Below are 26,739 nucleotides of genomic sequence, written 5' to 3'. Positions count from 1 at the left end.
CAGCTGGTTTTGATATGGACATTGGAGCGGGTGCGAACGATGATGTCAAAACAGATTCGCCCGGCGCTCAGGCGCCGGCCAGCCCTTCTTACCGCTAGAGACCCGCATGACTCAACGCATCCAGCACCACGGCCTGCAAGTGGCGGCCAATCTCAACCAATTCATCGAACAAGAAGCCTTGCCCGGCACCGGCCTGGATGCCGACGGCTTCTGGCAGGGCTTTGCGGCGCTGGTACACGACCTGGCGCCCAAGAACCGCGCACTGCTGGCCGAACGCGACCGCCTGCAGGCCGAACTGGACACCTGGCACCGCGCCAACCCCGGCCCCATTGCCGACCCGGCCACCTACCGCAAGTTTCTGGAAGGCATAGGCTACCTGCTGCCCCAGCCCGCCAGCGTGCAGGCCACCACCGATAACGTCGATACCGAAATCTCGCAGCAGGCCGGCCCGCAGCTGGTCGTGCCGATGTCGAACCCCCGCTACGCCTTGAACGCCGCGAATGCGCGCTGGGGCAGCCTGTACGACGCCCTCTACGGCACCGACGCCATTCCCGCCACGCCGGGCGATACCGGCAAGGGCTATAACCCCGAGCGCGGCGCCGCGGTCATTGCGCGCGCGCGCAGCTTCCTTGATACCGCCGCCCCGCTGGCCAACGGTTCGCACGCCGACGCGCAAAGCTACACCGTTGACGGCGACCAACTGCGAGTGGCCTTGGCCAAGGGCGTGGTCACCGGCCTGAAGTTCGGCTCGCAATTCGCCGGCTACCAAGGCGAGGCGTCCGCCCCCACGGCCATCCTGCTGAAGAACAACGGCCTGCACTTCGAGATCCAGATCGACCGCGCCAACACCATCGGCAGCACCGACGCCGCCGGCGTGAAGGATGTGCTGGTCGAAGCCGCGCTGACCACCATCATGGACTGCGAAGACTCGGTCGCCGCCGTCGATGCCGACGACAAGGTCCATATCTACCGCAATTGGCTCGGCCTGATGAAGGGCGACCTGACCGAAGACGTCACCAAGGGCGGCAAGACCTTTACCCGCAAGCTGAACGCCGACCGCCAGTACACGCGCCCCGACGGCGGCGCGCTGACCTTGCATGGCCGTTCGCTGATGTTCGTGCGCAACGTGGGCCACTTGATGACCAACCCCGCCGTCCTCGACCGCGATGGCCAGGAAATCCCGGAAGGCATTCTGGACGCCGTCGTCACCAGCCTGGCCGCGCTGCACGACCGCACCGCCAAGCTGAATTCGCGCACCGGCTCGGTCTACATCGTGAAGCCCAAGATGCATGGCCCCGACGAAGCCGCCTTCGCCAGCGAGCTCTTCGACCGCGTGGAAGACCTGATCAAGGTGCCGCGCAACACGCTGAAGATGGGCATCATGGACGAAGAGCGCCGCACCAGCATCAACCTCAAGGCCTGCATTGGCGCGGCGGCCTCGCGCGTCGCCTTCATCAACACGGGGTTCCTGGATCGCACCGGCGACGAAATGCACTCCAGCATGGAAGCCGGCCCGATGCTGCGCAAGGGCGACATGAAATCCACCGCCTGGATCACGGCCTACGAACGCAACAACGTGCTGGTTGGGCTGGACACCGGCCTGCGCGGCCGCGCCCAGATCGGCAAGGGCATGTGGGCCATGCCCGACCTGATGGCGGCCATGCTGGAACAGAAAATCGCGCATCCGAAGGCCGGCGCCAATACCGCCTGGGTGCCCTCGCCCACCGCCGCCACGCTGCACGCGCTGCACTATCACCAGATCGACGTGCAAGCGGTGCAAAAGGAACTGGAACGCACCAAGCTGGATAGCGTGCGCGACGACTTGCTGGGCGGGCTGTTGACCGTGCCGGTGGGCGACCCGTCCAAGTGGTCCGCCGCCGACATCCAGCAGGAATTGGACAACAACGTGCAGGGGATCCTGGGTTACGTGGTGCGCTGGATCGACCAGGGCGTGGGTTGCTCCAAGGTGCCCGACATCCACAACGTGGGCCTGATGGAAGACCGCGCCACCCTGCGCATCTCCAGCCAGCACATCGCCAACTGGCTGCGCCACGGTGTGACCAACAAGGATCAGGTCATGGAGACCTTCAAGCGCATGGCCAAGGTGGTGGATGGCCAGAACGCCGGCGACGCGCTCTACCAGCCGGTGGCCGGCAACTTCGACACCTCGCTGGCCTTCAAGGCGGCATGCGCCCTGGTGTTTGAAGGCCTGACGCAACCGAACGGCTACACCGAACCCTTGCTGCACAAGTATCGTCTGCAATTCAAGGCAGCCTGATCGCTGTTCGCGTTACACGCCAAAACGGGCAGCCTGGGCTGCCCGTTTTTTTTGCCATCCCAATGAGCCCCATTAAAAAAACACATTACTTTCGCACAGTCGTGCTAAATTTTGCCGCATGACTGCCAAAACAGAGAAAAGCGAGCTGACCTTCGCCGCCATCGTGGATGCGTCCCTGGAGATGGCCGCGACCCAGGGCATGGAAAGCCTGTCGCTGGGCCAGGTTGCCAAGCGGCTCGGCATCAGCAAAAGCGGCGTGTTTTCGCGCGTGGGGTCGCTGGAAGCCTTGCAGCAGGCCGTGCTGGACGAATACGACCGGCGCTTCGTCGCCGCCGTCTTCACCCCCGCCATGGCGCAACCGCGTGGCCTGCCGCGCTTGAATGCGCTGGTGTCACTGTGGGTTGAACGCGCCAGCAACGTCGAGATGTCGACGGGCTGCGTCTATGTAGCGGGCGCCTTTGAATACGACGACGTGGAATCGCCGCTGCGAGCCGTGCTGGAAGGCAACTTGCGGCGCTGGCGCGCGGCCATGGTGCGCACGGTGCGCCAAGCGCTTGAGGCCGGCCATTTGCGGCCCGACACCGATCCGGAACAACTGGTGTTCGAGGTGTACAGCCTGATGATCGGCCTGATGCATGACGCCCGCTTCCTGCGGGACCCGAAAGCCCCCGCGCGCGTACGCGCCGCCTATGACAGGCTTATCTCAACGTACCGCAGCTTTACGTACCTGGAGTAACCCACTCCCGGCCGGCCGATGCCGGCGATTTTCTTGACCAATTTCGCACGGTCGTGCGAAACATTCTTTGGATACTGCCATGTGGATGCTGATCGCCGCTCTTGCCCTCGCCGTACTGGTCTACCTTTGGCGGCAATGGCGCGCCTTGCTGCGTCAATTGCCCGACTGCGCGGAACATCTGGTGCTGTTCTAGTGGTCAAGCGTCATCCCGGTCTATATTCCGGAAAAGGCCATCCAAATTCCCCATGCCGCGTTCCGTCCATTTATTGATCGTCGACCCGCAGAACGATTTCTGCGATCTGCCCGAGCCTTACCTGCCCCGGGATCCCATGACCGGACAGGCCAGGCAACCCGCCCTGCCCGTGCCGGGGGCCCACGCCGACATGCAGCGGCTGGCGCGTTTCATCGACGCCACCGCGCCAGTATTAAGCTCGATAACCGTCACGCTGGATTCCCACCATCGCGTGGACATCGCGCACCCCACCTTCTGGCACGCCGGCGAAGGCCTGGCTGTCGAGCCGTTCACGCCGATCTCCGCCGCGCAACTGCGCGCGGGCCAATTTGTGCCCCGCCACGCCGACGACCTGCCGCGCACCTTGACCTATCTGGACGAGCTTGAAGCGCGGGGCCGATACACGCTGATGGTGTGGCCGGTGCATTGCGAAATCGGCACGTGGGGCCACAACGTGCACCCCGACGTGCGGGCGGCGTACAACCGCTGGGAAGACGCCGGACAATTCATCGTGCGCAAGGTGCCCAAGGGCACGAACCCGTGGACGGAGCACTACAGCGCGCTGATGGCCGAAGTGCCGGACCCCGACGACCCGCGCAGCCAGCTCAACCGGGGCTTGCTGGATTCGCTGGATCGTTCCGACCTCATCCTGGTCGCGGGCGAAGCTGGCAGCCACTGCGTGCGAGCCACGGTGGAGCATCTGGCCGAACACTTGCCTGGGGGCAATCTGTCGCGGGTTGTGCTGTTGACCGACTGCATGAGCCCGGTCGCCGGGTTTGAAGATGCTCAGAGAACGTTCCTGCAACGCATGCGCGACCTGGGTGTGCAGGAACGCACCAGCGTCGACATGGCGCGCGCGCTGCAAAGTTGACGCCCATCGTTGACGTCCGTCGTTGAGGCCACGTTGACGCCCATGACAACGGCCGCCTGCTTACGCCGGGCGGCCGTGAAGTACTACGCTAATAAAAGCACTGCTGAACGCCTGTCGTCAGTCCTGCTGCGCTTAGACGCCCGCCGCGGGCTTGGCGGCCTTGTCGCATGCCACGTACAAGGCGCTGATGGCCTCGCACAACGCGGGCGGTTGCTGGAACAGTCGCGAGACAAGTAAGCAACCTTGCACGGTCGCGAACACGGCGCGGCCGGCGGCCTCGGCCGAGCCAGAGAATCTCAGCGTGCCCTCAGCGGCGCCTTGAGCCAGCACACGCGCCAACCACGCTTCGTGCGCACGGAAAAATCCCTGCAATGCGCCGCGCACGCGGTCAGACAAGGTCATGATGTCGGCGGCCAACATCCCGCCCAGACAAAGTTCACCTTCGCCGCAGGCCGCCGATTCCATCATCGACAGGTACGCCTTAAGCTGCGCTTGGGCAGGCTGCGTGGTGTCGATGCCGCGTATGGCGCCCAGCGCGCGCGTGCTATAGGCTTCGACCGCTTCGTACAGCAGGTCGTCCTTGCCTGGAAAATAATAGTGAATGCTGGACGTCTTCACGCCCACATGCTCCGCCAGGTCGCGGTAGCTGAAACCATTGCATCCGCGCGTGCGGATGAGCTTTTCGGCATGCGCCAGCAGCAGGTCTCGGGTGGTGTTGGGGGTCGGAGTGTCCATGGCTGAATATTACCTACTAATAGGTCGGTCCGTCATCGGTGCCCGCCCTAGTGTGTGGACCGGAGCCCGTGCGAACCCCGGCCGGGAAACTTCCCGCCCCCCGGGGTTCGCATGTGCCGGCATTGGCTTAGCCTTGCACGGGCGGGTAGTCCAGTTCGCCGGTATCGGTCAGGCCTTGGGCACGGGCGGCAGCCAGTTCCTGCTTGACCTGGGCGCGGGTCTTGTCGGCACCGACGGCGGCAAAGGCCGTGGCGGATTCGCCTTCTTCACCGAACACCAGTTCGCCATTGGCGCGGGCGTCGGCCAGTTCTTGCTGCACTTGAGCACGGGTCAGGGTGCTGGCGGTGTTCAGGGGAGGCGGGTAGTCCAGTTCGCCGGCTTGAGCGGCGCCAATGAACGAGGCGGACAGAATCAGAGCGGATACGAGGGTCTTCATGGTTGATCTCCAGTAAGGATCTGTGCTGCGTAAGGGGGCAATCGGTTTGAACAATCAGGATGAAACGTTGCTGCGAAAAACTATCTATGCCTAGATAGATAAGGCCTCAAAAAAACTCAGCCTTGCACGGGCGGGTAGGCCAGTTCGTTGCTTTCCGTCAGGCCTTGGGCACGGGCGGCTGCCAGTTCCTGCTTCACTTGGGCGCGGGTCTTGTCGCTACCGACATCGGCAAACGTCGTCGCGGCGTAGCCTTCTTCACCAAAACTCAGTTCGCCGTTGGCGCGGGCGGCGGCCAGTTCTTGCTGCACTTGGGCGCGCGTCACGGTGCTGGCGGTGTTCAGTTCGGGCGGGTAGTCCAGTTCGCCGGCTTGAGCGGCACCAATGAACGAGGCGGACAGGATCAGGGCGGATACGAGGGTCTTCATGGTCAGTTCTCCAGATGAATATGCGAAAGGTGCTTCGGTTGAGTTTGGGTTACGATCACCAGCTATCTACTTATAGATAGGTACGGCGATAAATAAAAAGGGCCAATCAAAAATCGTCCTACTGTATTTCTGGTTTCGGCGGCAGCGGTGCTTCCGGGGTGTTGCCTGGGTGTTGCCTGTACTTGCCTTGCTGCGTTTGCTGCTTGTGCTGCGTCGATGGATGAATCTTACCTACTACTAGATAGATAGCGCAAGCGGGTTTTGTGAAACCAAATATTTCATGATGCCGGAAAGACAACAGCGCGCTAGCGCGTCGCCGCCACCAACACCATCATCGGGCGATCACGCTCTTCATCCAGAGCCGGTTGCGCCGCCAGTTGCTCAGCGGTCGGCGCCCACTCCTGCACGTGCGTGATGGTGAACCCGGCCGCAATCAACTGGTTCAAATACGTGCCCAGCGTGCGGTGCTGCTTGATCACGCCTTTAGCCAACCAGTCCGTGGTGCGCGGCCCCTCCACGGCGTATTGGTTCAGCGGCCAGACCCGGCGCCCGGTTGCATCTTGCACGAAGCCCGGCTGCGCCGGCGCAGTGTAGATGGGGTGCTCGGCAGAGAACACAAAATGCCCTCCTGGCGTCAACGCGCGGTAAATCGCCGCCAACAACTCGGGTAATCGTTCGATGTAGTGCAGCGTCAGAGAGCTGTAGGCCAAATCGTAGGCCGCAGCAGGCAGCGCCAGGTTTTCCAGGTCGGCGCGTTGATAAGCGATCGGTCCGGCGGGCGTCGTGGCGCGTGCGCGGTCCAGCATGTTCTGGGATACGTCCAGGCCCAATACCTGGGCGGCGCCCTGCGCTTCCGCCCACCGGCAGAACCAACCAAAGCCGCAGCCCAGGTCCACGACGCGGCTGCCGGCCAATGCGGGTATCAGCGCCCGCAACGCTGGCCATTCGGGCGCGCCGTCCAGGCCGTGCACGGATCGGGCCATCTGGCTATAGCCTTCAAAAAACTCAGCGGTGTCATAGATGTTTTGCGTCATGGCGCGTCCTTTGTGCAGGGCATTCCTACGCCTGTATTACGCATTCCAGCAGCGGATGCGTCAGGTTGGGTCCGACCTTACCAGGATCGCGGCGATGCGCCATAGCGCAGTTTGAAGACCTTGCTGAAATGGCTCAGGCTGGAAAAGCCCACCTCGCCCGCCACCTGCGTGACGCTCATGCCGGCCTGCAACAAGTCCGATGCGCGAGCCAAGCGCATGTCGCTCAGGTACGCATGCACTGACCGGCCCACGCATTCGCGCATCAATTGCTGCAAGCGCTTCTCTGACAGCCCCACCGTGCGCGCCAGGAGCCCCGGCGGCCAGTGTTCCGCGCAGCGATCCCGCAACAGTTGGCACGCGTGACGTATCCGTTGATGTTCGTGCGCCGCGGGGCCGGCCAGCGCGGCAGGCAGGGATAGTAGCTGCACGAATGCCGACAGCATTTCAAGGGACTTGGCGCGATACCAAAGGCGCCGCGCGTCTGCCGCCGGCGGCGCATCGCTGGAAAGGCTACCCGCCAAGGCGAGCAAGCTGGGGGGCGCGTCCAGCGATGCCACCAAGGACCCGTGCGCCGGTACGCTGACATCGCGGTGGAAACGCTGCCGCAGCAAGCCGAGGGGCATCGTGCCGCCCGCGCGCGCCAGCGCGTCCGGTGTGTAGCGGATGTCCACCATTCGCACCCGACGCCTGGCCGGCAGATGCGTGGCCCAGCCCATCACGCGCTCGTGGTTGAACAAGAGCGCCGCGCCGCCCGTCACCTTCAGAGGCTCCCCCCCTTCCAGCGCCAACAGGGCATCGCCTTCCAGCCAGACCTGCATGCCGAACACCGGCGCGCCCGGCGCGGGAATCGTCAACGTCCGTCGTGGGCAACCATCCAGCACCACCAGGCTGACGCCATCATCAACCCGCAGCACTTTTTCGATGACATCTTCCCAGTCGTCGGTGGCGGGCACGGTCGGCAGCGTGCCGCGCCACCATTCATGCGGCTTGATGGGACCCGTGCAGGGGTCGGGCAGTGACAGAGTAGACAAGGGCGCGGTGGCGCTGGCAGGCATAGGTGGCGGGCGCAAAAAACGGGGCGGCAGCAAAACCGTCAATGGGCGCCGAAGAAACGTCAGACAGAAAAACCGGGATCTGGAATCATGCCGACGCTTAGGAATGATTCTTGTTAATTATAAATTGAACCAGGGGTAACACCGTGTCCTTTACCAAGAAGCCGCTGCCGCTGGCGTTGTTGGCCGCCATTGCCGCGTCGCCGGCTATCGTTGCCGCGCAAACCGCATCGCCTGCCGCAAGCGGCGTGACCACGCTGGCACCGGTGGTGGTGCAAGGCGCGCGCGACGCGTCGCCCACTTCTGGCGCGGACTTCGTGGCCACGCGCAGCCGCTCCGGCACCAAGTCGGACGCGGAACTCATCGACACGCCCCAGACCATCAACGTCATCACCCGCAATGAAATGGACCAGCGCGGCGTCACCTCGGTCGCCCAGGCCGTGCGCTACACGCCGGGGGTGATCGCGCAATACGGCGACAACGATGTGCGCTATGACTGGCTGACCATTCGCGGCTTTACGCCGTCGCGCTACCTGGACGGCCTGCTGCTGCCCTTTGGCGCGCGCGGCTATTCGCAGCCACGTATCGACACCTATGGCCTGGAGCGCATCGAAATCCTGAAAGGCCCGTCGTCAGGCCTGTACGGCCAAAGCGCGCCGGGTGGTCTGGTCAACATGACCAGCAAACGCCCCACCGCCGAACCACTTAACGAAGTGGTGTTGCAGGCGGGCAGCTTCAACCGGTTCCAGGGCGCATTCGACTTCTCTGGCCCGGCCGATGAAGAAGGCAAGTTTCTGTACCGGCTGACGGGCACGCTGCGCGACAGCGATACGCAGTATCGGCACGTTGACGACGAACGCCAGTTCATCGCCCCCAGCTTCACTTGGCGCCCCTCGTCCGACACCAGCCTGAACCTAAGCGCCCAGTATCAGAAGATCACCAGCCATGGCGGCGGCGGCGCCCCTGTGCTGCCCGTCATCGGCACGCTGGAAAAAAGCGACACGGCCGGCTACATCCCGCGCGACCGCTTCGTGGGCGAACCCGGCTACGACATCTTCACCAACGAACAAACCATGGTCGGCTACACGCTAGACCATCGCGTAAACAACACCTGGAGCCTGCGCCAAAGCGCCCGCTACACGAACGTCGACACCAACACGCGGCGCGTGCAGATTGGCGCAATGGTGTCGGACACCCAGGCCATCCGCTACGCCTGGGCCTTTCCCGAAACCTCACACACGTTTCAGATCGATAACCAGTTGAACGCCAAGTTCAGCAGCGGCCCGATGCGTCATGACCTGACCTTCGGCCTGGACTACCTGCGCGAAAAGTCCCGCTACAACGAGAGCAGCCTGGGTCTGATGCTGCCGCCCGCGTCCCCCTTGTTCGACGTGTTCGACCCTGACTACGGCACCTCGGTGACGCGCCCGCCCACCGCCACCAAGATCAACATGACGCGCAGCCAGTTGGGCCTGTATGCGCAAGACCAGATTGAACTGGACCGCCTGCGCTTCACGTTTGCCGGCCGCTATGACTGGACCGAAGGCACCACCGACAACGGCACCGTGGGTAGTGGCGGCCAATGGGGCTGGACGTCCCGCAAGGCCGACGCCGACCGCTTCACCGGCCGCGCCGGCGTGACCTACCGCTTCGACAACGGCTTGTCGCCGTACCTGAGCTATTCCACGTCTTTCCAACCGATGACGGGCGTCACCCGCGACGGCTCGGCGCTCAAGCCCACCACGGGCGAACAGTACGAAGCCGGCGTGAAGTTCCAGCCCGATGGCTACGACAGCTTCATCACGCTGTCGGCCTTCCAGATCACGCAGAAAAACGTCAGCACGCCGGATCCCGTCAACACCAGCTTTGTCGTGCAGACCGGCGAAGCGCAGGTGCAGGGTATCGAGCTGGAAGGCAAGGCCAGTTTCGACAACGGCCTGGACCTGACCATGTCGTATGCGTTGAGCGACAGCGAAATCACCAAGACCAACGTTGCGGCCCAACGTGGCAACCAGTTGATCTTCGTGCCGCGCCATCAAGCCGCCTTGTGGGCCGACTACACGCTGCGCGACGGTCCGCTGCAAGGCGTGGGCCTGGGCGCGGGCGTCACTTACCGTGGCGGCTTTTATGGCGACTTGAACAACCGCTACGCCATCCCCGCCGTCACGCTGGTGGACGCGGCCATCCGCTATGACCTGGGCCGCGCCAGCCCCACGCTGGCCGGCGCGCAGGTGGCGCTGAACGTGTCCAACCTGTTCGACAAGCGCTACGTCGCCAACTGCCTGGGCACGGCCGTCAGTTGCTACTGGGGCGCGGAGCGCACGGTGATGGCGACGCTGCGCTATCGCTGGTAAATCGGGCGGGGATCGCGGGTGATTCGCGGGTGACCCGCTCAGAATGACCCGCTGAGGGTTCGCCGGTGATTCGCCGGCAAACCCCGTGCGGGGCGGCTGCCGCCTACGCCGACAATTGCCGCATGACGGTGATCAGGTCCGATTTGCCTTCAAAGCCGATGCCGGGCAGCTCCGGCATCGTGACGTAACCACCGTCCACTTTCACGCCATCGGGGAACCCGCCGAAGGGCTGGAACAGGTCCGGGTAGCTTTCGTTGCCGCCCAGCCCCAAGCCTGCCGCAATGTTCAAGGACATCTGGTGGCCGCCGTGCGGAATGCAACGGCTGGCCGACCAGCCGTGCTGCTTCAGCATGTCCAGCGTGCGCAGATACTCCACCAATCCGTAGCTCAGCGCGCAATCAAATTGCAGCCAATCGCGGTCCGGACGCATGCCACCATGGCGGATCAGGTTGCGCGCGTCCTGCATCGAAAACAGGTTCTCGCCCGTCGCCATCGGGTTGGCGTAGTAGTTGCGCAGGGTGGCCTGCAATTCGTAATCCAGCGGGTCGCCCGCCTCTTCGTACCAGAACAGGTCGTACTGCGACAACGCCTTGGCGTACTGGATGGCGGTATCCAGATCAAAGCGGCCGTTCGCGTCAACCGCCAGCTTCTGCCCGTCTTGCAGCACGCTCAAGATCGAATCGATGCGGCGCAAGTCCTCATCCAGCGACGCGCCGCCAATCTTCTTTTTCACGACCGTGTAGCCCCGGTCGATGTAGCTGCGCATCTCGTCCTTGAGCTTGCCGTGGTCTTGCCCAGGGTAGTAATACCCACCCGCCGCGTAGACGAACACGCGACGGTCGGCCTGGCCGTTGCCGTAGCGGTCGGCCAGCAACTGGAACAGCGGCTTGCCCTCGATCTTTGCGACCGCATCCCACACCGCCATGTCGATGGTGCCGATCGCGACCGAGCGCTCGCCATGGCCGCCCGGCTTCTCGTTCGTGAACATGGCGTTCCAGATCTTGTGCGGGTCCAGGTTCTTGCCCGTCGCGTCCACCAGCGATTCAGGATCCGCCTCCATGACGCGCGGAATGAAGCGTTCGCGCATCAGCTTGCCCTGGCCATATCGGCCATTTGAATTGAAGCCGTAGCCCACCACCGGCTTGCCGTCGCGGATCACGTCGGTGATCACGGCAACCAGGCTCAGCGTCATCTTGCTGAAATCGATATAGGCGTTGCGGATGGGCGAGCTGATGGGCAGCGTCTGTTCGCGGATCTCGACGATTCTCATGGGGTGTCTCCTGATGCGCCGACTGTGGCGGCGAGGGGTGGGGAATAAGTCAGTGGGAACCCCTAGCGTAGAGGCGAATACCCGCACTAAGATTCACCATTATTCATTTGATTATTTACTTTCAGTGAAAACTGACATCGCGTCCGAACTGGAGTTCTTCATCCATCTGGCCCGGCTGGGCAGCCTGTCCGCCGCCGCGCGCGAACTCAATTTGACGCCGCCCGCCGCCACCAAGCGCCTGGCGCTGATGGAGCGGCGCCTGGGCGTGCGGCTGGTGAACCGCAGCACGCGCAACCTGAGCCTCACGAGCGAAGGCGAGACGTATCTGTCGCACGCCACCAAGATCCTTGAAGATCTGCGCGACATGGAAGACGCCGTCTCCAGCAGCGGCGCAACGCCACGCGGCGCGCTGAAAGTGAACGCCACCTTGGGCTTCGGCCGCACCACCATCGCCCCGCTGGTCTCGGACTTCGCCAAGCGCTATCCCGAGGTCCAAGTCCAACTGGAAGTCACGGACCGGCCGGTGGATCTGGTGGAAAGCGGCTTCGACCTGGGGATCCGCTTCGGCGAACTACCCGACAGACGCCTGAGCGCGCGGCGCGTCATGTCCAACCGCCGCTTCTTGTGCGCGGCGCCGCGCTATCTGGATAAACACGGCACGCCCGCCACGCTGGCCGATCTTGCGTCACACCGCTGCATCCTGCATACGCAAAACGATGAGGCGCACGGCGTGTGGCGATTCACCCGCGATGGGGAAAGCGTGGCAATCAAGGTGGATGGGGCCTTGTCCAGCAATGACGGAGATATCGTGCTGGGCTGGGCGCTGGACGGCCATGGCATATTGATCCGCTCGGAATGGGATCTGGCCAAATATTTGAAAAGCGGACGGCTGCGAGTGGTATTACCCGACATCACGCTGCCGTCCGCCGACCTCTTTGTGTATTACCCGCAACGCAGAAATCAAACCGCCCGGGCCAGGGCGTTTATTGATTATCTGGTTGAGGTGTTCAAACGCTCAGGCTGATTACCATTCGAAGGTGCCTTGGTCGATGCCGACCTGGGGGCCGTTTTCGCCGTTGACAGTGCCGGAACCCAAGGACTGGCGGATTTCACTTTCGGTGCCATAAGTGTCCGGGTGGAAATTCCATCCTACGAGACTGCCCATGATGCCCTTGCCCAAGGCTTGGCCACTGGAAGAAGAGCTTTCGATCACGCCGGAATTTGCGCCCACCAACCCGCCCACGGCGTCTTGCTCGTGGGTGCCCGCCGCGTTGCCGCTGGCATAGGAATCGATGATCAGCGCCGTATTTCCGTGCGCGCTGAAATTGCTTCCAACCAACCCACCGGCGCTACCCCTCGGATAAGCGCCGGACGAACGCCCCCCGGTCGTGGCCATGCCACTGGCGGAGGATTGGCGAATAATTCCACCCCGGTTTATCCCCACCAATCCGCCAACCCTGCTGTCCTGGCCTCCGGTGGCGTCTCCCGATGCGTGGCTGCGAAGGATCAACCCAGCGTTCTCACCAACCAAACCGCCTAAATAGCCTCCGGACGTCGACGTCGCATTCCCTGATGCTCGCGAATCTGCGATGGTCCGCCCTGGGAAGTTCAGCCCCACCAGCCCGCCCGCTGTATGACCACTGCTATTTCCGCTTGCGTAACTGTTATTGATTGAGCCGTAGTTTTCACCGGCCAACCCGCCGGCATAGAAAAGGCTGGAAACGTCACCGGTCGCGTAAGACTGCTCAATTTTTCCACCATAGTTTGAGCCGACCAATCCTCCGGCATATGACTGCCTCCCGTTAATCACCGCAGTCGAGTATGAGCGAGCGATACGACCCTCATTCGAGCCGACCAAACCGCCGGACATACTCTTGCCACCATGATTTGAGGCGCCGTCCACGGTGCCATGCGAATAGGAGTTCGACACCTCGCCAACGTTGTATCCGACTAGTCCGCCCAGTAAATTCACGATTTGTGTCGTCCGGATTTGCCCCGAGGTGTGAGCGTACTTCACCACGCCAAAATTCGCCCCTACCAGTCCTCCCACAGCGTAGGAAGAGTCAAGTCCGCTTGCGGAAATACTGTAGTCCTGCAATCCGACGTTTCTTAGCACGCCATATGAATCGCTGAATACCCCCACATATCCCTTATAGTCCGACGAATCCACGTTCATCGTCAGCTTATTCACGGCATGACCCATGCCGGTCAAAACACCTCGGAATCTGTGCGTTTCACTTCCGTTATCCCCCCCAATCGGTCTAAACCCTGCGCCCGCATGCCAAGTCGCCGTTTCACTGGCGTCGATTCCATTAGCCAACGCGTAAAAGCCGTCCAATTTGTTGTCAATGGCTTGTAGCTCATGCACATTACGAATGAGCTGATAATCCTGCCCATTGATGCGTAAGCTTGCTTGCGCCCCGGGCAACGTCACTGTGACGTTCTTACCCAAAATATAGTCGGCGTCGGCGCCATGGTTCATCACGAAACCCGCCTTATCCCCGCTTACCTCGACATTTGCATTCAGCCGTACGGATTTCTTCGCATCCAGGCTCAGCGTCGTATCGGCATCCCAGCTAATTTCTTCCAGAACGCGAAGGTCGCCTTGCGTGGATTTCAGCGCGATATTGTTTTTGGCCAATTGCTGATTCAAATGCTCGCCACTGATACCGCTGACCAGCGGCACTTCCTGCGTTGTCACGCTGATTTGATCCGCTTCAAGCGTCAACCAACCGCCATTGCCCGCCGCCGCGCGCGTATCGACCTGTGCGCTGCCTTCCATCTGCACTTGCCGACCCTGAACCAGAACGTTGCCGCCATCGCCTTGTCCACCGGCTGTCGCCAGGAGATTCCCACGCAAATCCACGCGCTGGCCTTGCACCGTAATATCACCAGCGTTGCCACTGAACGCGCTGGCGTTCAATGTGCCTGCGGCCAGTACCGTGCCTTGCTCACCACCATCCAGCACGATCTTGCCCGAGCGGCCATTCAGCGTTTGTGCTTCGATAAGACCCTGGTTGTTCACGACCGCGTGCGCCACGGCATTGCTGGCGCGAGCTTTTAGCGTTACTTGGCCACCCTGCGCAGTCAGCGCATTGTGGTTGCTGACCAAGGCATTCAACCCCGCCTGATCGATCTCTACGTTCAGCAGCCCATCCTCGGAAACGCCGAGCGTGATGCGCTCTCCCGCCGCCAGCGCGATGGCGCCCTGTTTGGCCCGGATGACACCCTTGTTTTCAACCTGCCCACCCAGCAACGCGATCGTTCCGCCCTCTGCCGCAACCAACACGCCTTCGTTGACCACACTTGCCAACGTCGGGCGGCCGTCGCCGATAAAGCGGAATCGACCCTCGTTGAAATCTTCATTGCTCAGCTTCAACGTCGACGCCACCAAGCCCCCCACGTTGACCTTGGCGGTCTTGCCGAACAACACCCCATTGGGGTTGATCAGGAACACACGGCCATTCGCGTTGAGTTGCCCCATGATCTTGCTGCCGTCAGTGCCGATAACACGGTTCAATGCAATAGCGTTGGCGTTGGGCTGCTGAAAATCCACTCGGCTGCCCGAGGCAATATTGAAACTGGTCCAGTCTATGGATAGCTTCTCACTGGTCTGCTGGATTTTTTTCGACAGGCGATTGGGTTCAGAAATACTGCCTTTCCCGCTGGTGATATTGCCGCCCATGGGCAAGTTCTGCGCATAGGCTGAACCGGCAAGCAACATCATGGACGACGACACGCACACTAAAATTGGATATGCGGTTCTTAATGCGCGACGTGCTCGTCGTTCTTTTTTATTTTTGACAGATTGGCGGCGATTATTCATTTACCTTCCTCGTCTTAATAACTGAAACTTTGGGGGGACGAGACTAACATGCTAAATAATCGCAAATCATGATTTGAAAACCGGCAGTCAAATAATGATTATTCCGCCATGCATATCGTAATCATCTTATTGATTAAACGGTTCCGTAATGAAAAGCCCTCGCGATTTTCGAGGGCTTTTAAGCGCGTCATTGCATAGACGGGATCACCAATCGAAGGTGCCTTGATCTATGCCGACCTGTGGACCTTCCTGGCCGTCGACGGTGCCGGAACCAACGGATTGGCGGATTTCGCTGACGGATCCATAGGAATCAGGATGGAAGTTCCATCCCACCAGGCTGCCCTTGATGCCCTTGCCCGACACGTGGCCGCTGGAATAAGAAGCTTGGATCACGCCCAAGTTCGAGCCAACCAGCCCTCCCACCATGTCCTGATCTCGAGTTCCTATGACATCGCCGCTGGCGTACGAATTAATGATCGTGCCGGCGCGCCCTTCATATTGCGAGTTTTGACCCACCAAGCCACCCACCGCGCCGCTCATGTTCGTAGAATGATCACCGGCAGTCGCGGTTCCACTAGCCGAAGAATCGCTGATCATCCCTCCCAGATTGGTCCCCACCAATCCACCCACGGCATTGACATTTCCCTTCACATTCCCCGATGCATGGGCACGCTTGATCATTCCTTCGTTAGTCCCCACCAAACCGCCGACGCCGAAATATTGGCTGACAGCATCTCCCGATGCTCGAGAATCCACAATTATTCCCGCCACGCCGTTGATGCCGACTAATCCCCCCGTATTGTTCCGGCCGGACACATTACCCCTGGCATGGCCGTTGCTGATCTGGCCGCGATTAATGCCCGCCAACCCGCCAGCAAGAAAGCTGGAAGTCGTATTTCCCGTTGCGTAGGAGTTTTGAATGTTCCCCCGTTCGATATTTGCCCCGACCAAGCCTCCGGCCGACGAAAATCCGCCATGAACGTCGCCTGTCGCGTGGGAATGCGCGATGCGCCCGCTATTTTTGCCCACCAAACCGCCTACGTATCCCAATTGGCCGCCCAATGCGGGAACACCTCGCACCACACTGCGGGAATAGGAATGGAGCACCTCTCCCTCGTTAACTCCAACAAGACCACCCAGCGAGTCCTTGATCTGCGTGGTAACGATTTGGCCGGATGAGTGGGCGTACTTCACCGTTCCAAAATTGGCCGCGACCAATCCGCCCACAAAGTTAGGACGGCCAACGCGGGCTGCGGAAATATTCTGATTGAGCAAGCCGATATTTCTGAGTACACCGTAGGAATTACTGAACAATCCGACTTGCTTAACAGTATTTGAGGAATCAACCTTGATCGTCAAATTGTCGACTGAATGCCCCAAGCCGGTCAGCGTTCCGTTAAATCTGTCCTTGACGCTCCCGCCATCTCCGCCAATCGGCACGAATCCCCCGCCCTTATTCCAATCGGCCGTCTCACTTGCGTCGATCCGATTGGCCAAGGCGTAATAGCCGTTCAGATTATTCTCTACGGCTTGCAGCTCATGCACATTGCGAATGAGCTGATAATCCTGCCCGTTGATGCGCAAGCTTGCTTGGGCTCCAGGCAACGTCACCGCGACGTCCTTGCCCAAGATATAGTCCGCATCCGCGCCATGGTTCATCACGAAGCCCGCCTTATCCCCGCTTACCTCGACATTCGCATTCAGCCGCACGGATTTCTTGGCATCCAGGCTCAGCGTTGTATCGGCATCCCAGCTAATTTCTTCCAGAACGCGAAGGTCGCCCTGCGTGGATTTCAGCGCAATATTGTTTTTGGCCAATTGCTGATTCAGATGCTCGCCACTGATACCGCTGACCAGCGGCACTTCCTGCGTTGTCACGCTGATTTGATCCGCTTCAAGCGTCAACCAACCGCCATTGCCCGCCGCCGCGCGCGTATCGACCTGTGCGCTGCCTTCCATCTGCACTTGCCGTCCCTGAACCAGAACGTTGCCGCCATCGCCCTGTCCGCCGGCTGTCGCGAGTAGATTCCCACGCAGGTCCACGCGCTGGCCTTGCACCGTAATATCACCGGCGTTGCCACTGAACGCGCTGGCGTTCAATGTGCCTGCGGCCAGTACCGTGCCTTGCTCACCACCATCCAGCACGATCGTGCCCGAGCGGCCATTCAGCGTTTGCGCTTCGATCAAACCCTGGTTGTTCACAACGGCATGTGCCACGGCATTGCTGGCGCGGGCTTTGAGCGTCACCTGCCCACCCTGCGCCGTCAGCGCGTTGTGGTTGCTGACCAAGGCATTCAACCCCGCCTGATCAATCTCTACGTTCAGCAGCCCATCCTCGGAAACGCCGAGCGAAATACGCTCGCCCGCCGCCAGCGCGATGGCGCCCTGCTTCGCGCGGATGACACCCTTGTTTTCAACCTGCCCACCCAGCAACGCGATCGTTCCGCCCTCTGCCGCAACCAACACACCTTCGTTGACCACACTTGCCAACGTCGGGCGGCCGTCGCCGATAAAGCGGAATCGGCCTTCGTTGAAATCTTCATTGCTCAGCTTCAACGTCGACGCCACCAAGCCGCCGACACTGACCTTCGCGGTCTTGCCGAACAACACCCCGTTGGGGTTGATCAGAAACACACGGCCATTCGCGTTGAGTTGCCCCATGATCTTGCTGCCGTCAGTGCCGATAACACGGTTCAAGGCAATGGCGTTGGCGTCAGGCTGATGAAAATCCACCCGGCTGCCCGAGGCAATATTGAAACTGGTCCAGTCTATGGACAGTTTGTCGCTCGTCTGCTGGATTTTTTTCGACAGGCGATTGGGTTCAGAAATACTGCCTTTCCCGCTGGTGATATTGCCGCCCATGGGCAAGTTCTGCGCATAGGCTGAACCGGCAAGCAACATCATGGACGATGACACGCACGCCAAAATTGGATATGCGGTTCGCAACGCACGACGCGCTCGTCGTTGTTTTTTATTTTTAATTATCTGGCTGCGATTATTCATTTACTGCTCCTCGTCTTGATTAACCAAATCTTGGGAGACGAGACTAACACGCCAAACAATCGCAGCTCATGATTATAAAATTGACAATCAAATAATGACTATTAAGTCTCTTATATCGTAATCATCTTATTGATTTAGCGTTTAAAAATGAAACCCCCCGAAAAATTGCGGGGGGATTTGGATTGCTTCAGCGAGTGGAGGGAATCACCATTCGAAGGTGCCTTCGTCGAGCCCGACCTGAGGGCCATCCTCGCCGTTGACGGTGCCGGAGCCCAGGGATTGGCGGATTTCACTGAGGGTCCCATCTGAATCCGGATGGACGTTCCATCCAACCAGACTGCCCTGAATACCCTTGCCTATGACGGCTCCGCTGGAATAAGACTGCTCAATGAGGCCGCTATTAAGACCGACGAGTCCCCCCACTGCGTTCTGATCGTGAAGGCCTATAACATTGCCACTGGCGTACGAGTTGGCGATCAGACCGGCGTTGCTACCCACCAGCCCTCCAACCGTCCCGACCCGATCCCTTCGATTTTCGAACCCGGCAGTCACCGTACCGCTTGCGGAAGAGTCGCGGATTGTCCCACTACGCTCGTTAGACCCAACCAAGCCGCCTACCAAATTATCCCTGCTACCATTTGCACTGCCCGAGGCATGGCTGCGGTTAATCAGCCCAAAGTTCTGGCCCGCCAAGCCGCCCGCTCTCCCGAAATGGGATCGGTTTGTCGCGTCTCCTGATGCCCGAGAGTCCATAATGATCCCGGTTTCGTTGTTGCTTCCCACCAGCCCGCCAGAATAGTACTCGCCATCAGTGCTTCCGCGAGCATGGCTGTTGCTAATCTGGCCGCCGTTCTCGCCCACCAACCCTCCCGCAAAAATGGTTGAAGCGATATTGCCGGTTGCGTACGTATACTCGATACTCCCGGTTCCGCGATTTCTACCCACCAGACCTCCGCTCGCCGACAGTTTTCCGTGAATGTCTCCCGTCGCATAGGAATGCGCAATGCGTCCGCTGTTGAGGCCAACCAAACCACCGACGTACGCAAGTTCGAAAGCATCGGAAGGGCCACCTCGAAGCACACTGCGAGAATGTGACTGGAGAATTTCGCCTAGGTTATATCCAACGAGTCCACCGATTATGTGGCTGAATCTGGTCGTCGAAGTTTGACCCGAAGAGTGGGCATACTTCACCACGCCAGCGTTGACCGCGACCAAGCCGCCTATAATATTTTGCTGATTTGGGCGTGCTACAGAAATATTCTGATTGACCAGACCAATATTTCTAAGCACACCATAGGAATTACTGAAAACTCCCACCTGTTTAACAGTATTCGAAGAATCCATTTTAATCGTCAGATGGTCGATTGTATGTCCCAGGCCGGTAAGCTCTCCCTGGAATTTTTCTTGGGGTGTTCGGTAGTATCCACCAATCGGCACAAATCCCCTGCCCCCATTCCAATCCGCGGTCTCACTCGCGTCGATCCGATTGGCCAAGGCGTAATAGCCGTTCAGATTATTCTCGATAGCCTGAAGCTCGTGAACATTGCGAATGAGCTGATAATCCTGCCCGTTGATGCGCAAGCTTGCTTGGGCTCCAGGCAACGTCACCGCGACGTCCTTGCCCAAGATATAGTCCGCATCCGCGCCATGGTTCATCACGAAGCCCGCCTTATCCCCGCTTACCTCGACATTCGCATTCAGCCGCACGGATTTCTTGGCATCCAGGCTCAACGTCGTATCGGCGTCCCAGCTAATTTCTTCCAGAACGCGAAGGTCGCCCTGCGTGGATTTCAGCGCAATATTGTTTTTGGCCAATTGCTGATTCAGATGCTCGCCACTGATACCGCTGACCAGCGGCACTTCCTGCGTCGTCACGCTGATTTGATCCGCTTCAAGCGTCAGCCAGCCAACGTTGCCCGTCGCCGCGCGTGTATCGACCTGGGCGCTACCTTCCATCTGCACTTGCCTGCCCTGGACCAGAACGTTACCGCCATCGCCCTGTCCGCCGGCTGTCGCGAGTAGATTCCCACGCAGGTCCACGCGCTGGCCTTGCACCGTAATATCACCGGCGTTGCCACTGAACGCGCTGGCGTTCAATGTGCCTGCCGCCAATACCGTGCCTTGCTCACCACCGTCCAGAACGATCTTGCCCGAGCGGCCATTCAGCGTTTGCGCTTCGATCAAACCCTGGTTATTCACGACCGCGTGCGCCACGGCATTGGCAGCGCGAGCTTTGAGCGTCACCTGACCACCCTGCGCCGTCAGCGCATTCTGGTTGCTGACCAAGGCATTCAACCCCGCCTGATCAATCTCTACGTTCAGCAGCCCATCCTCGGAAACGCCGAGCGTAATACGCTCGCCCGCCGCCAGCGCGATGGCGCCCTGCTTCGCGCGGATGACACCCTTGTTTTCAACCTGCCCACCCAGCAACGCGATCGTTCCGCCCTCTGCCGCAACCAACACACCTTCGTTGACCACACTTGCCAACGTCGGGCGGCCGTCGCCCACAAAGCGGAATCGACCCTCGTTGAAATCTTCATTGCTCAGCTTCAACGTCGACGCCACCAAGCCGCCTACGTTGACCTTCGCGGTCTTGCCGAACAACACCCCGTTGGGGTTGATCAGGAACACACGGCCATTGGCGTTGAGTTGCCCCATGATCTTGCTGCCATTGATGCCGACGACGCGGTTCAAGGCTATGGCGTTGGCGTCGGGCTGATGAAAATCCACTCGGCTGCCCGAGGCAATATTGAAACTGGTCCAGTCGATGGACAGCTTGTCGCTCGCCTGCTCGATTTTCTTCGACAGGCGATTGGGTTCAGAAATACTGCCTTTCCCGCTGGTGATATTGCCGCCCATGGGTAGATTCTGCGCGTAGGCAGAACCGGCAAGCAAAATCATGGACGATGACATGCACGCCAAAATCGGATAGGCGGTTGGCAAAGAACGACGCGCCCGTCGTTGTTTTTTATTTTTAATTATCTGGCTGCGATTATTCATTTACTGCTCCTCGTCTTGATTAACCAAATCTTGGGAGACGAGACTAACACGCCAAACAATCGCAGCTCATGATTATAAAATTGACAATCAAATAATGATTATTAAGTCTCTTATATCGTAATCATCTTATTGATTTAGCGTTTAAAAATGAAAATCCCCCCGCAAAATTGCGGGGGGATTTGGATCACTTCAGCGGGGAGGGGATCACCATTCGAAGGTGCCTTGGTCGATACCGACCTGAGGGCCGTCCTCACCGTTGACGGTGCCGGAACCGAGGGACTGGCGGATTTCGCTAAGGGTCCCATAGGAATCAGGGTGGACGTTCCATCCCACCAGGCTGCCCTTGATGCCCTTGCCCGTAACGGCTCCGCTTGAATAAGACTGCTCAATCAGACCGCGATTGAGACCGACCAGTCCGCCCACTGCGTCCTGATCATGACGGCCTATAACAGCGCCACTGGCATAAGAATTCGCAATCAGACCGTAGTTGCTCCCCACCAGCCCGCCAACCGTACCGATCGGATGCCTGGGGTTGTGCGACCCAGCAGTCGCCGTACCGCTTGCGGAAGATTCGCGGATTATTCCACTTCGCGCATTATATCCAGCCACCCCCCCCACCGCATTATCGCTGCTACCATTTGCATTGCCCGATGCATGGCTGCGATGGATCAGCCCGTAATTATCGCCTGCAATACCACCTGCGTGTCCGAAAACGAATCGGAGTGTCGCATTTCCCGATGCCCGAGAATCCGCGATGATTCCGGTGTGTCGATTGCTCCCCACAAGTCCACCAACATTCTGATCCCCCCCGGAGTTTCCGTGAGCATGGCTGTTGCTAATTTGACCATTATTAATTCCCACCAACCCCCCAGAACCAGTCGGGCCAAAGGTGCTTCCATGAGCATGGCTGTTGCTAATTTTGCCATAATTATCGCCCACCAACCCCCCTGCAATGGAGAATGAATTAATATTTCCCGTTGCGTAGGAATATTCAATATTCCCTTTTTGGTCATTTACTCCCACCAAGCCTCCGGCCGCCGATAGCCCCCCGTAGACGTCTCCGGTCGCGTAGGAGTGCGCGATGTGCCCGCTGTTATAGCCCACTAAACTACCAGCGTTTCCCAATTGACCACTATCAGCCGGAACGCCTCGCACTACACTGCGAGAATTTGAGTAAAGCACTTCCCCTTCGTTATATCCGACAAGTCCACCGAGCGTGTCCATCAATTGAGTCGTAGTGACTTGGCCAGAGGAATGGGCGTACTTCACCACGCCATAGTTTACCGCTACCAGGCCGCCAAGATAATTAAGCGCATCAGGGCGATCTAAAGAAATTTTCTGATTGACTACACCAATATTCCTAAGCACCCCATGGGACTTGCTGAACATTCCTACTTGTTTAACAGTATTTGAGGAATCAACTTTGATCGTCAAATTGTCGACCGAATGTCCCAAGCCGGTAAGCGTCCCCTTAAATCTGTCTTTATGGTTCCAGAGACCTCCACCAATCGGCACAAATCCTCGGCCCCCATTCCAATTCGCTGTCTCACTCGCGTCGATCCGATTGGCCAAGGCGTAATAACCGTCCAGATTGTTTTCCACGGCCTGAAGCTCGTGAACATTGCGGATGAGTTGATAATCCTGCCCATTGATGCGCAAGCTTGCTTGCGCCCCGGGCAACGTCACTGTGACGTTCTTACCCAAAATATAGTCGGCGTCGGCGCCATGGTTCATCACGAAACCCGCCTTATCCCCGCTTACCTCGACATTTGCATTCAGCCGTACGGATTTCTTCGCATCCAGACTCAGCGTCGTATCGGCATCCCAGCTAATTTCTTCCAGAACGCGAAGGTCGCCTTGCGTGGATTTCAGCGCGATATTGTTTTTGGCCAATTGCTGATTCAGATGCTCGCCACTGATACCGCTGACCAGCGGCACTTCCTGCGTCGTCACGCTGATTTGATCCGCTTCAAGCGTCAGCCAGCCAACGTTGCCCGTCGCCGCGCGTGTATCGACCTGGGCGCTACCTTCCATCTGCACTTGCCTGCCCTGGACCAGAACGTTACCGCCATCGCCCTGTCCGCCGGCTGTCGCGAGTAGATTCCCACGCAGGTCCACGCGCTGGCCTTGCACCGTAATATCACCGGCGTTGCCACTGAACGCGCTGGCGTTCAATGTGCCTGCCGCCAATACCGTGCCTTGCTCACCACCGTCCAGCACGATCGTGCCCGAGCGGCCATTCAGCGTTTGCGCTTCGATCAAACCCTGGTTATTCACGACCGCGTGCGCCACGGCATTGGCAGCGCGAGCTTTGAGCGTCACCTGCCCACCCTGCGCCGTCAGCGCGTTGTGGTTGCTGACCAAGGCATTCAACCCCGCCTGATCAATCTCTACGTTCAGCAGCCCATCCTCGGAAACGCCGAGCGTGATGCGTTCGCCCGCTGCCAGCGCGATGGCGCCCTGTTTGGCCCGGATGACACCCTTGTTTTCAACCTGCCCACCCAGCAACGCGATCGTTCCGCCCTCTGCCGCAATCAACACGCCTTCGTTGACGACGCTTGCCAATGTCGGGCGGCCGTCGCCGACAAAGCGGAATCGGCCCTCGTTGAAATCGTCATTGCTCAGCTTCAACGTCGACGCCACCAAGCCCCCCACGTTGACCTTCGCGGTCTTGCCGAACAACACCCCGTTGGGGTTGATCAGGAACACACGGCCATTGGCGTTGAGTTGCCCCATGATCTTGCTGCCATTGATGCCGACGACGCGGTTCAAGGCAATGGAATTGGCGTCGGGCTGATGAAAATCCACCCGGCTGCCCGAGGCAATATTGAAACTGGTCCAGTCAATGGATAGCTTGTCGCTGGTCTGTTGGATTTTTTTCGATAGGCGATTGGGCTCCGAGATACTGCCTTGTCCGCTGGTGATCTTGCCGCCCATGGGTAGATTCTGCGCGTAGGCAGAACCAGCAAACAATATTACGGACGACGACATGCATGCCAGAAGCGGATATGCGGTTCGCAAGGCGCGACGCGCGCGTCGTTGTATTTTATTTTCTGGAGTACGGCGGCGATTATTCACTTCACTCTCCTCGTCTCAATGATTGGAAACCCTTTAGACGAGGCTAGCACGCCATATTGCTGTAAAACTCGATTATAGAATTCGCAACCAAATAATGATTATTACGCTGCGAATTTCATAACCGTCTTATTGATTCCGTAGCTTAAAAATGAAAAGCCCCCGCATTTGCGAGGGCTTGGAATAACAATCTATTCGCGTGGCGATATCAGAACGGAATATCGTCGTCCATATCCGCCAGGTTCGCACCGCTGCTGGCCGGGGCCGAAGCAGGCGCCGGGCGCTGTTGCGGGGCCGGGCGTTGCGCCGGGGCGGCGCGTTGTTGTTGCGGGCGCGACGGGGCGTCGTCGTAGCCGCCACCACCACCGTAGCTGGCGCCGCCGCCGCCGCCGTCTTCACGGCCGCCCAGCATTTGCATCTGGTCAGCCACCACTTCGGTGCTGTAACGGTCAGCGCCGGTGTCCTTGTCTTGCCACTTGCGCGTCTTCAGACGGCCTTCGATGTAGACCGAACGGCCCTTCTTCAGGTATTCGCCGGCGATTTCAGCCAGGCGGTTGTACATGACGACGCGGTGCCATTCGGTTTCTTCGCGGCGCTCGCCCGATGCCTTGTCCTTCCAGGTGGAGGTGGTGGCGATGGACATGTTGCAGATTGCAGCCCCTTCCGGGCTGTAGCGGACTTCCGGGTCGCGACCCAGGTTGCCCACGAGAATGACTTTGTTAACCGATGCCATGCCGATGTCCCTCAGTTGTTGACAGCCTGCGCCTGTGCGTTGCCGCGAGCGCGCCGGCAACAACATAAAAAGCGATGTTGAAGACCGGCTTCATGAAACACGCCGGTCATCATGACAATGACCGGCGACGCCTGGGATCCTGATGACCCCTACTTCCGTGAAGCCCTAATTTGGTACGTATTATCGACGAAAAGCACCCGGCACGCCAAACGCGATTCGTGACAAAGCGATCCACCCAGGGAATCGATTTAGGGGCTGTTGGCCGCCATTCGCAGCGCGATCAGTGAGGTTTCGGATGAATTAGGGGACGCATAGCCAGCTCGATCCAGAGCTCGATCCACAGCCCTGCAACGGGCCGCACCGACCTTAGCCAGCGGCCCCACGCCCACCTCAGCCGCCTTACGCCAGCGGCCGCAACGCCCAGGTCACCGCCAGCCACACCGCCGACAAAATAGCCGCGCCGATGAACACCGCGCTGGCGCCTGAATGCGCTGCCAACCAGCCCCCTAAAGCGCCGCCCATGAACAGCCCCGCCGCCTGCGCCGTGTTGTAGAAGCCCAGCGCCAAGCCCTTGTAGGCCTGCGGCGCCACGCGGGACACCAGCGACGGTTGCAGGGCTTCCAGCACGTTGAAGGCGACAAAGAAGCCCGTCAGCGCGATGGCCAGCGTGTAGAAACCATGGCTGGCCGCCGGCATCAACGCGCACACCAGGACCAGGCCCGCCACGGCGGCGCGCAAGGCGCCCCGATGGGCGCGGCGCTTTTCCGCCACGAACACCACGGGCACCATCAGCACGAACGACACCAGGATGACGGGCAAATAGACCTTCCACAGCTCGCGCGCGTCCAGGCCGCCCACCTTGGCCAGCAGCGCCGGCACCACGACAAACATCGACACCTGAATCAAATGCAGCACGAACACGCCGAAATTCAAGCGCAGCAGGTCGCGGTGGGTCAACACTTCCATCGGCCGGGCGGCTTGCATGGTGCGGGCCTGGGTGCGCGGCACCACGGGCACGACGAAACGCGCCACGGCCAGGCAGATCACACCCAGGCAGGCGATGGTCCAGAACAGGCCGGACAAGCCCCACCACCCCACCAGCACGGGCGCCAGCACCAAGGACACCGCGAAAGACAGGCCAATCGACGCGCCCACCATGGCCATGGCGCGGGTGCGGACTTCGTCGCGGGTGGCGTCGGCCAACCACGCGGTGACGGCGGCCGAGATGGCGCCCGCCCCCTGGATGGCGCGGCCAATGGTGATCCAGTACACATCGGTTGCCTGCGCACAGACGATGCTGCCGGCCACGAACAGCAGCAGCCCGAACAGCACGACGGGGCGGCGGCCCCAGCGGTCGGACGCCAGGCCGAAGGGAATCTGCATGAACGCCTGGGTCAGGCCATACATGCCCAGCGCCAGGCCGACGCGCGCGGGGTCGTCTCCGCCCGGCATGCCGGCCGCCGCCACGGCAAACACCGGCAGCAACAGGAACAGCCCCAACATCCGCGCGGCGAACAGGCCGGCCAATGCCACGCTGGCGCGGCGCTCGGAAGGGGTCAATTTCAGTTTGATGTCTGCCGGCATGCGGAAAATTCAACAATGACAAGGGCGGTGCGCGCGCGTGGATGTCACACGTTCACAGTCTGATCTGGCGGTGCGGCGCCGGAGCCCATTCAGTC

Annotated in this window: 17 protein-coding genes; 5 read left to right on the top strand and 12 right to left on the bottom strand. The window is 60.0% G+C overall.

Annotated features, from left to right (window positions below):
* Window positions 1–106 precede the first annotated feature (106 nt).
* The 3 genes from CVS48_RS06865 (at window position 107) to CVS48_RS06855 (ending at window position 4,117) form a co-directional block, all read left to right on the top strand.
* Window positions 107–2,278: a malate synthase G gene (locus tag CVS48_RS06865; RefSeq protein ID WP_100853791.1), complete on the top strand. Its 2,172-nt coding sequence runs from the start codon at window positions 107–109 to the stop codon at window positions 2,276–2,278.
* A 118-nt stretch (window positions 2,279–2,396) separates the two neighbouring features.
* The gene (locus tag CVS48_RS06860) at window positions 2,397–3,014 is read left to right on the top strand and encodes a TetR/AcrR family transcriptional regulator (RefSeq protein ID WP_100853790.1); all 618 of its coding nucleotides are present in this window, start codon (window positions 2,397–2,399) and stop codon (window positions 3,012–3,014) included.
* Window positions 3,015–3,259: 245 nt separating this feature from the next.
* Window positions 3,260–4,117: a cysteine hydrolase family protein gene (locus CVS48_RS06855; protein ID WP_100853789.1), complete on the top strand. Its 858-nt coding sequence runs from the start codon at window positions 3,260–3,262 to the stop codon at window positions 4,115–4,117.
* A 132-nt stretch (window positions 4,118–4,249) separates the two neighbouring features.
* Here the strand turns inward: CVS48_RS06855 and CVS48_RS06850 are convergent, their stop codons facing one another.
* From CVS48_RS06850 to CVS48_RS06830, 5 genes are all read right to left on the bottom strand, one after another.
* Window positions 4,250–4,852, bottom strand: coding sequence for a TetR/AcrR family transcriptional regulator (locus CVS48_RS06850; protein ID WP_100853788.1), 603 nt, complete (start codon window positions 4,850–4,852; stop codon window positions 4,250–4,252).
* A 127-nt stretch (window positions 4,853–4,979) separates the two neighbouring features.
* Window positions 4,980–5,288: a DUF4148 domain-containing protein gene (locus CVS48_RS06845; protein ID WP_100853787.1), complete on the bottom strand. Its 309-nt coding sequence runs from the start codon at window positions 5,286–5,288 to the stop codon at window positions 4,980–4,982.
* Window positions 5,289–5,404: 116 nt separating this feature from the next.
* The gene (locus tag CVS48_RS06840) at window positions 5,405–5,713 is read right to left on the bottom strand and encodes a DUF4148 domain-containing protein (protein WP_100853786.1); all 309 of its coding nucleotides are present in this window, start codon (window positions 5,711–5,713) and stop codon (window positions 5,405–5,407) included.
* Window positions 5,714–6,018: 305 nt separating this feature from the next.
* Complete coding sequence (locus CVS48_RS06835) at window positions 6,019–6,747, bottom strand: class I SAM-dependent methyltransferase (protein WP_100853785.1); 729 nt, start codon at window positions 6,745–6,747, stop codon at window positions 6,019–6,021.
* Between the two features lie 77 nt (window positions 6,748–6,824).
* Entirely contained in the window at window positions 6,825–7,778 is a 954-nt protein-coding gene (locus CVS48_RS06830; RefSeq protein WP_242001348.1) for an AraC family transcriptional regulator, read from the bottom strand.
* A 167-nt stretch (window positions 7,779–7,945) separates the two neighbouring features.
* Between CVS48_RS06830 and CVS48_RS06825 the strand changes: the two genes are divergently transcribed.
* Complete coding sequence (locus tag CVS48_RS06825) at window positions 7,946–10,153, top strand: TonB-dependent siderophore receptor (RefSeq protein WP_100853783.1); 2,208 nt, start codon at window positions 7,946–7,948, stop codon at window positions 10,151–10,153.
* Between the two features lie 103 nt (window positions 10,154–10,256).
* Here CVS48_RS06825 and CVS48_RS06820 read toward each other — a convergent pair whose 3' ends face one another.
* A complete protein-coding gene (locus CVS48_RS06820) occupies window positions 10,257–11,423 on the bottom strand; it encodes a mandelate racemase/muconate lactonizing enzyme family protein (RefSeq protein WP_050448316.1) in 1,167 nt (388 codons plus the stop codon).
* 124 nt (window positions 11,424–11,547) lie between these two features.
* Between CVS48_RS06820 and CVS48_RS06815 the strand changes: the two genes are divergently transcribed.
* Complete coding sequence (locus CVS48_RS06815; protein ID WP_100853782.1) at window positions 11,548–12,447, top strand: LysR family transcriptional regulator; 900 nt, start codon at window positions 11,548–11,550, stop codon at window positions 12,445–12,447.
* Here CVS48_RS06815 and CVS48_RS06810 read toward each other — a convergent pair whose 3' ends face one another.
* The 6 genes from CVS48_RS06810 to CVS48_RS06785 form a co-directional block, all read right to left on the bottom strand.
* Window positions 12,448–15,249 (bottom strand): two-partner secretion domain-containing protein, encoded by a 2,802-nt coding sequence (locus CVS48_RS06810; RefSeq protein ID WP_100853781.1) that lies wholly within the window; start codon window positions 15,247–15,249, stop codon window positions 12,448–12,450.
* A gap of 204 nt (window positions 15,250–15,453) precedes the next feature.
* Window positions 15,454–18,252 carry a two-partner secretion domain-containing protein gene (locus tag CVS48_RS06805; protein WP_100853780.1) on the bottom strand — a complete coding sequence of 933 codons (2,799 nt, stop codon included), beginning with the start codon at window positions 18,250–18,252 and terminating at the stop codon, window positions 15,454–15,456.
* Window positions 18,253–18,456: 204 nt separating this feature from the next.
* Window positions 18,457–21,252, bottom strand: a complete 2,796-nt coding sequence (locus tag CVS48_RS06800) for a two-partner secretion domain-containing protein (protein ID WP_100853779.1) — start codon at window positions 21,250–21,252, stop codon at window positions 18,457–18,459.
* Between the two features lie 204 nt (window positions 21,253–21,456).
* The gene (locus tag CVS48_RS06795; protein WP_126376230.1) at window positions 21,457–24,330 is read right to left on the bottom strand and encodes a two-partner secretion domain-containing protein; all 2,874 of its coding nucleotides are present in this window, start codon (window positions 24,328–24,330) and stop codon (window positions 21,457–21,459) included.
* A 205-nt stretch (window positions 24,331–24,535) separates the two neighbouring features.
* The gene (gene ssb / locus CVS48_RS06790) at window positions 24,536–25,060 is read right to left on the bottom strand and encodes a single-stranded DNA-binding protein (RefSeq protein ID WP_100853777.1); all 525 of its coding nucleotides are present in this window, start codon (window positions 25,058–25,060) and stop codon (window positions 24,536–24,538) included.
* A 399-nt stretch (window positions 25,061–25,459) separates the two neighbouring features.
* Entirely contained in the window at window positions 25,460–26,644 is a 1,185-nt protein-coding gene (locus tag CVS48_RS06785) for an MFS transporter (RefSeq protein WP_100853776.1), read from the bottom strand.
* Window positions 26,645–26,739 lie beyond the last annotated feature (95 nt).

Source organism: Achromobacter spanius (assembly GCF_002812705.1).
Taxonomy (GTDB): Bacteria; Pseudomonadota; Gammaproteobacteria; order Burkholderiales; family Burkholderiaceae_B; genus Achromobacter; species Achromobacter spanius.
The sequence above is the reverse complement of the archived record's forward strand: the minus strand, read 5'-3'. Positions and strand labels throughout refer to the sequence as shown.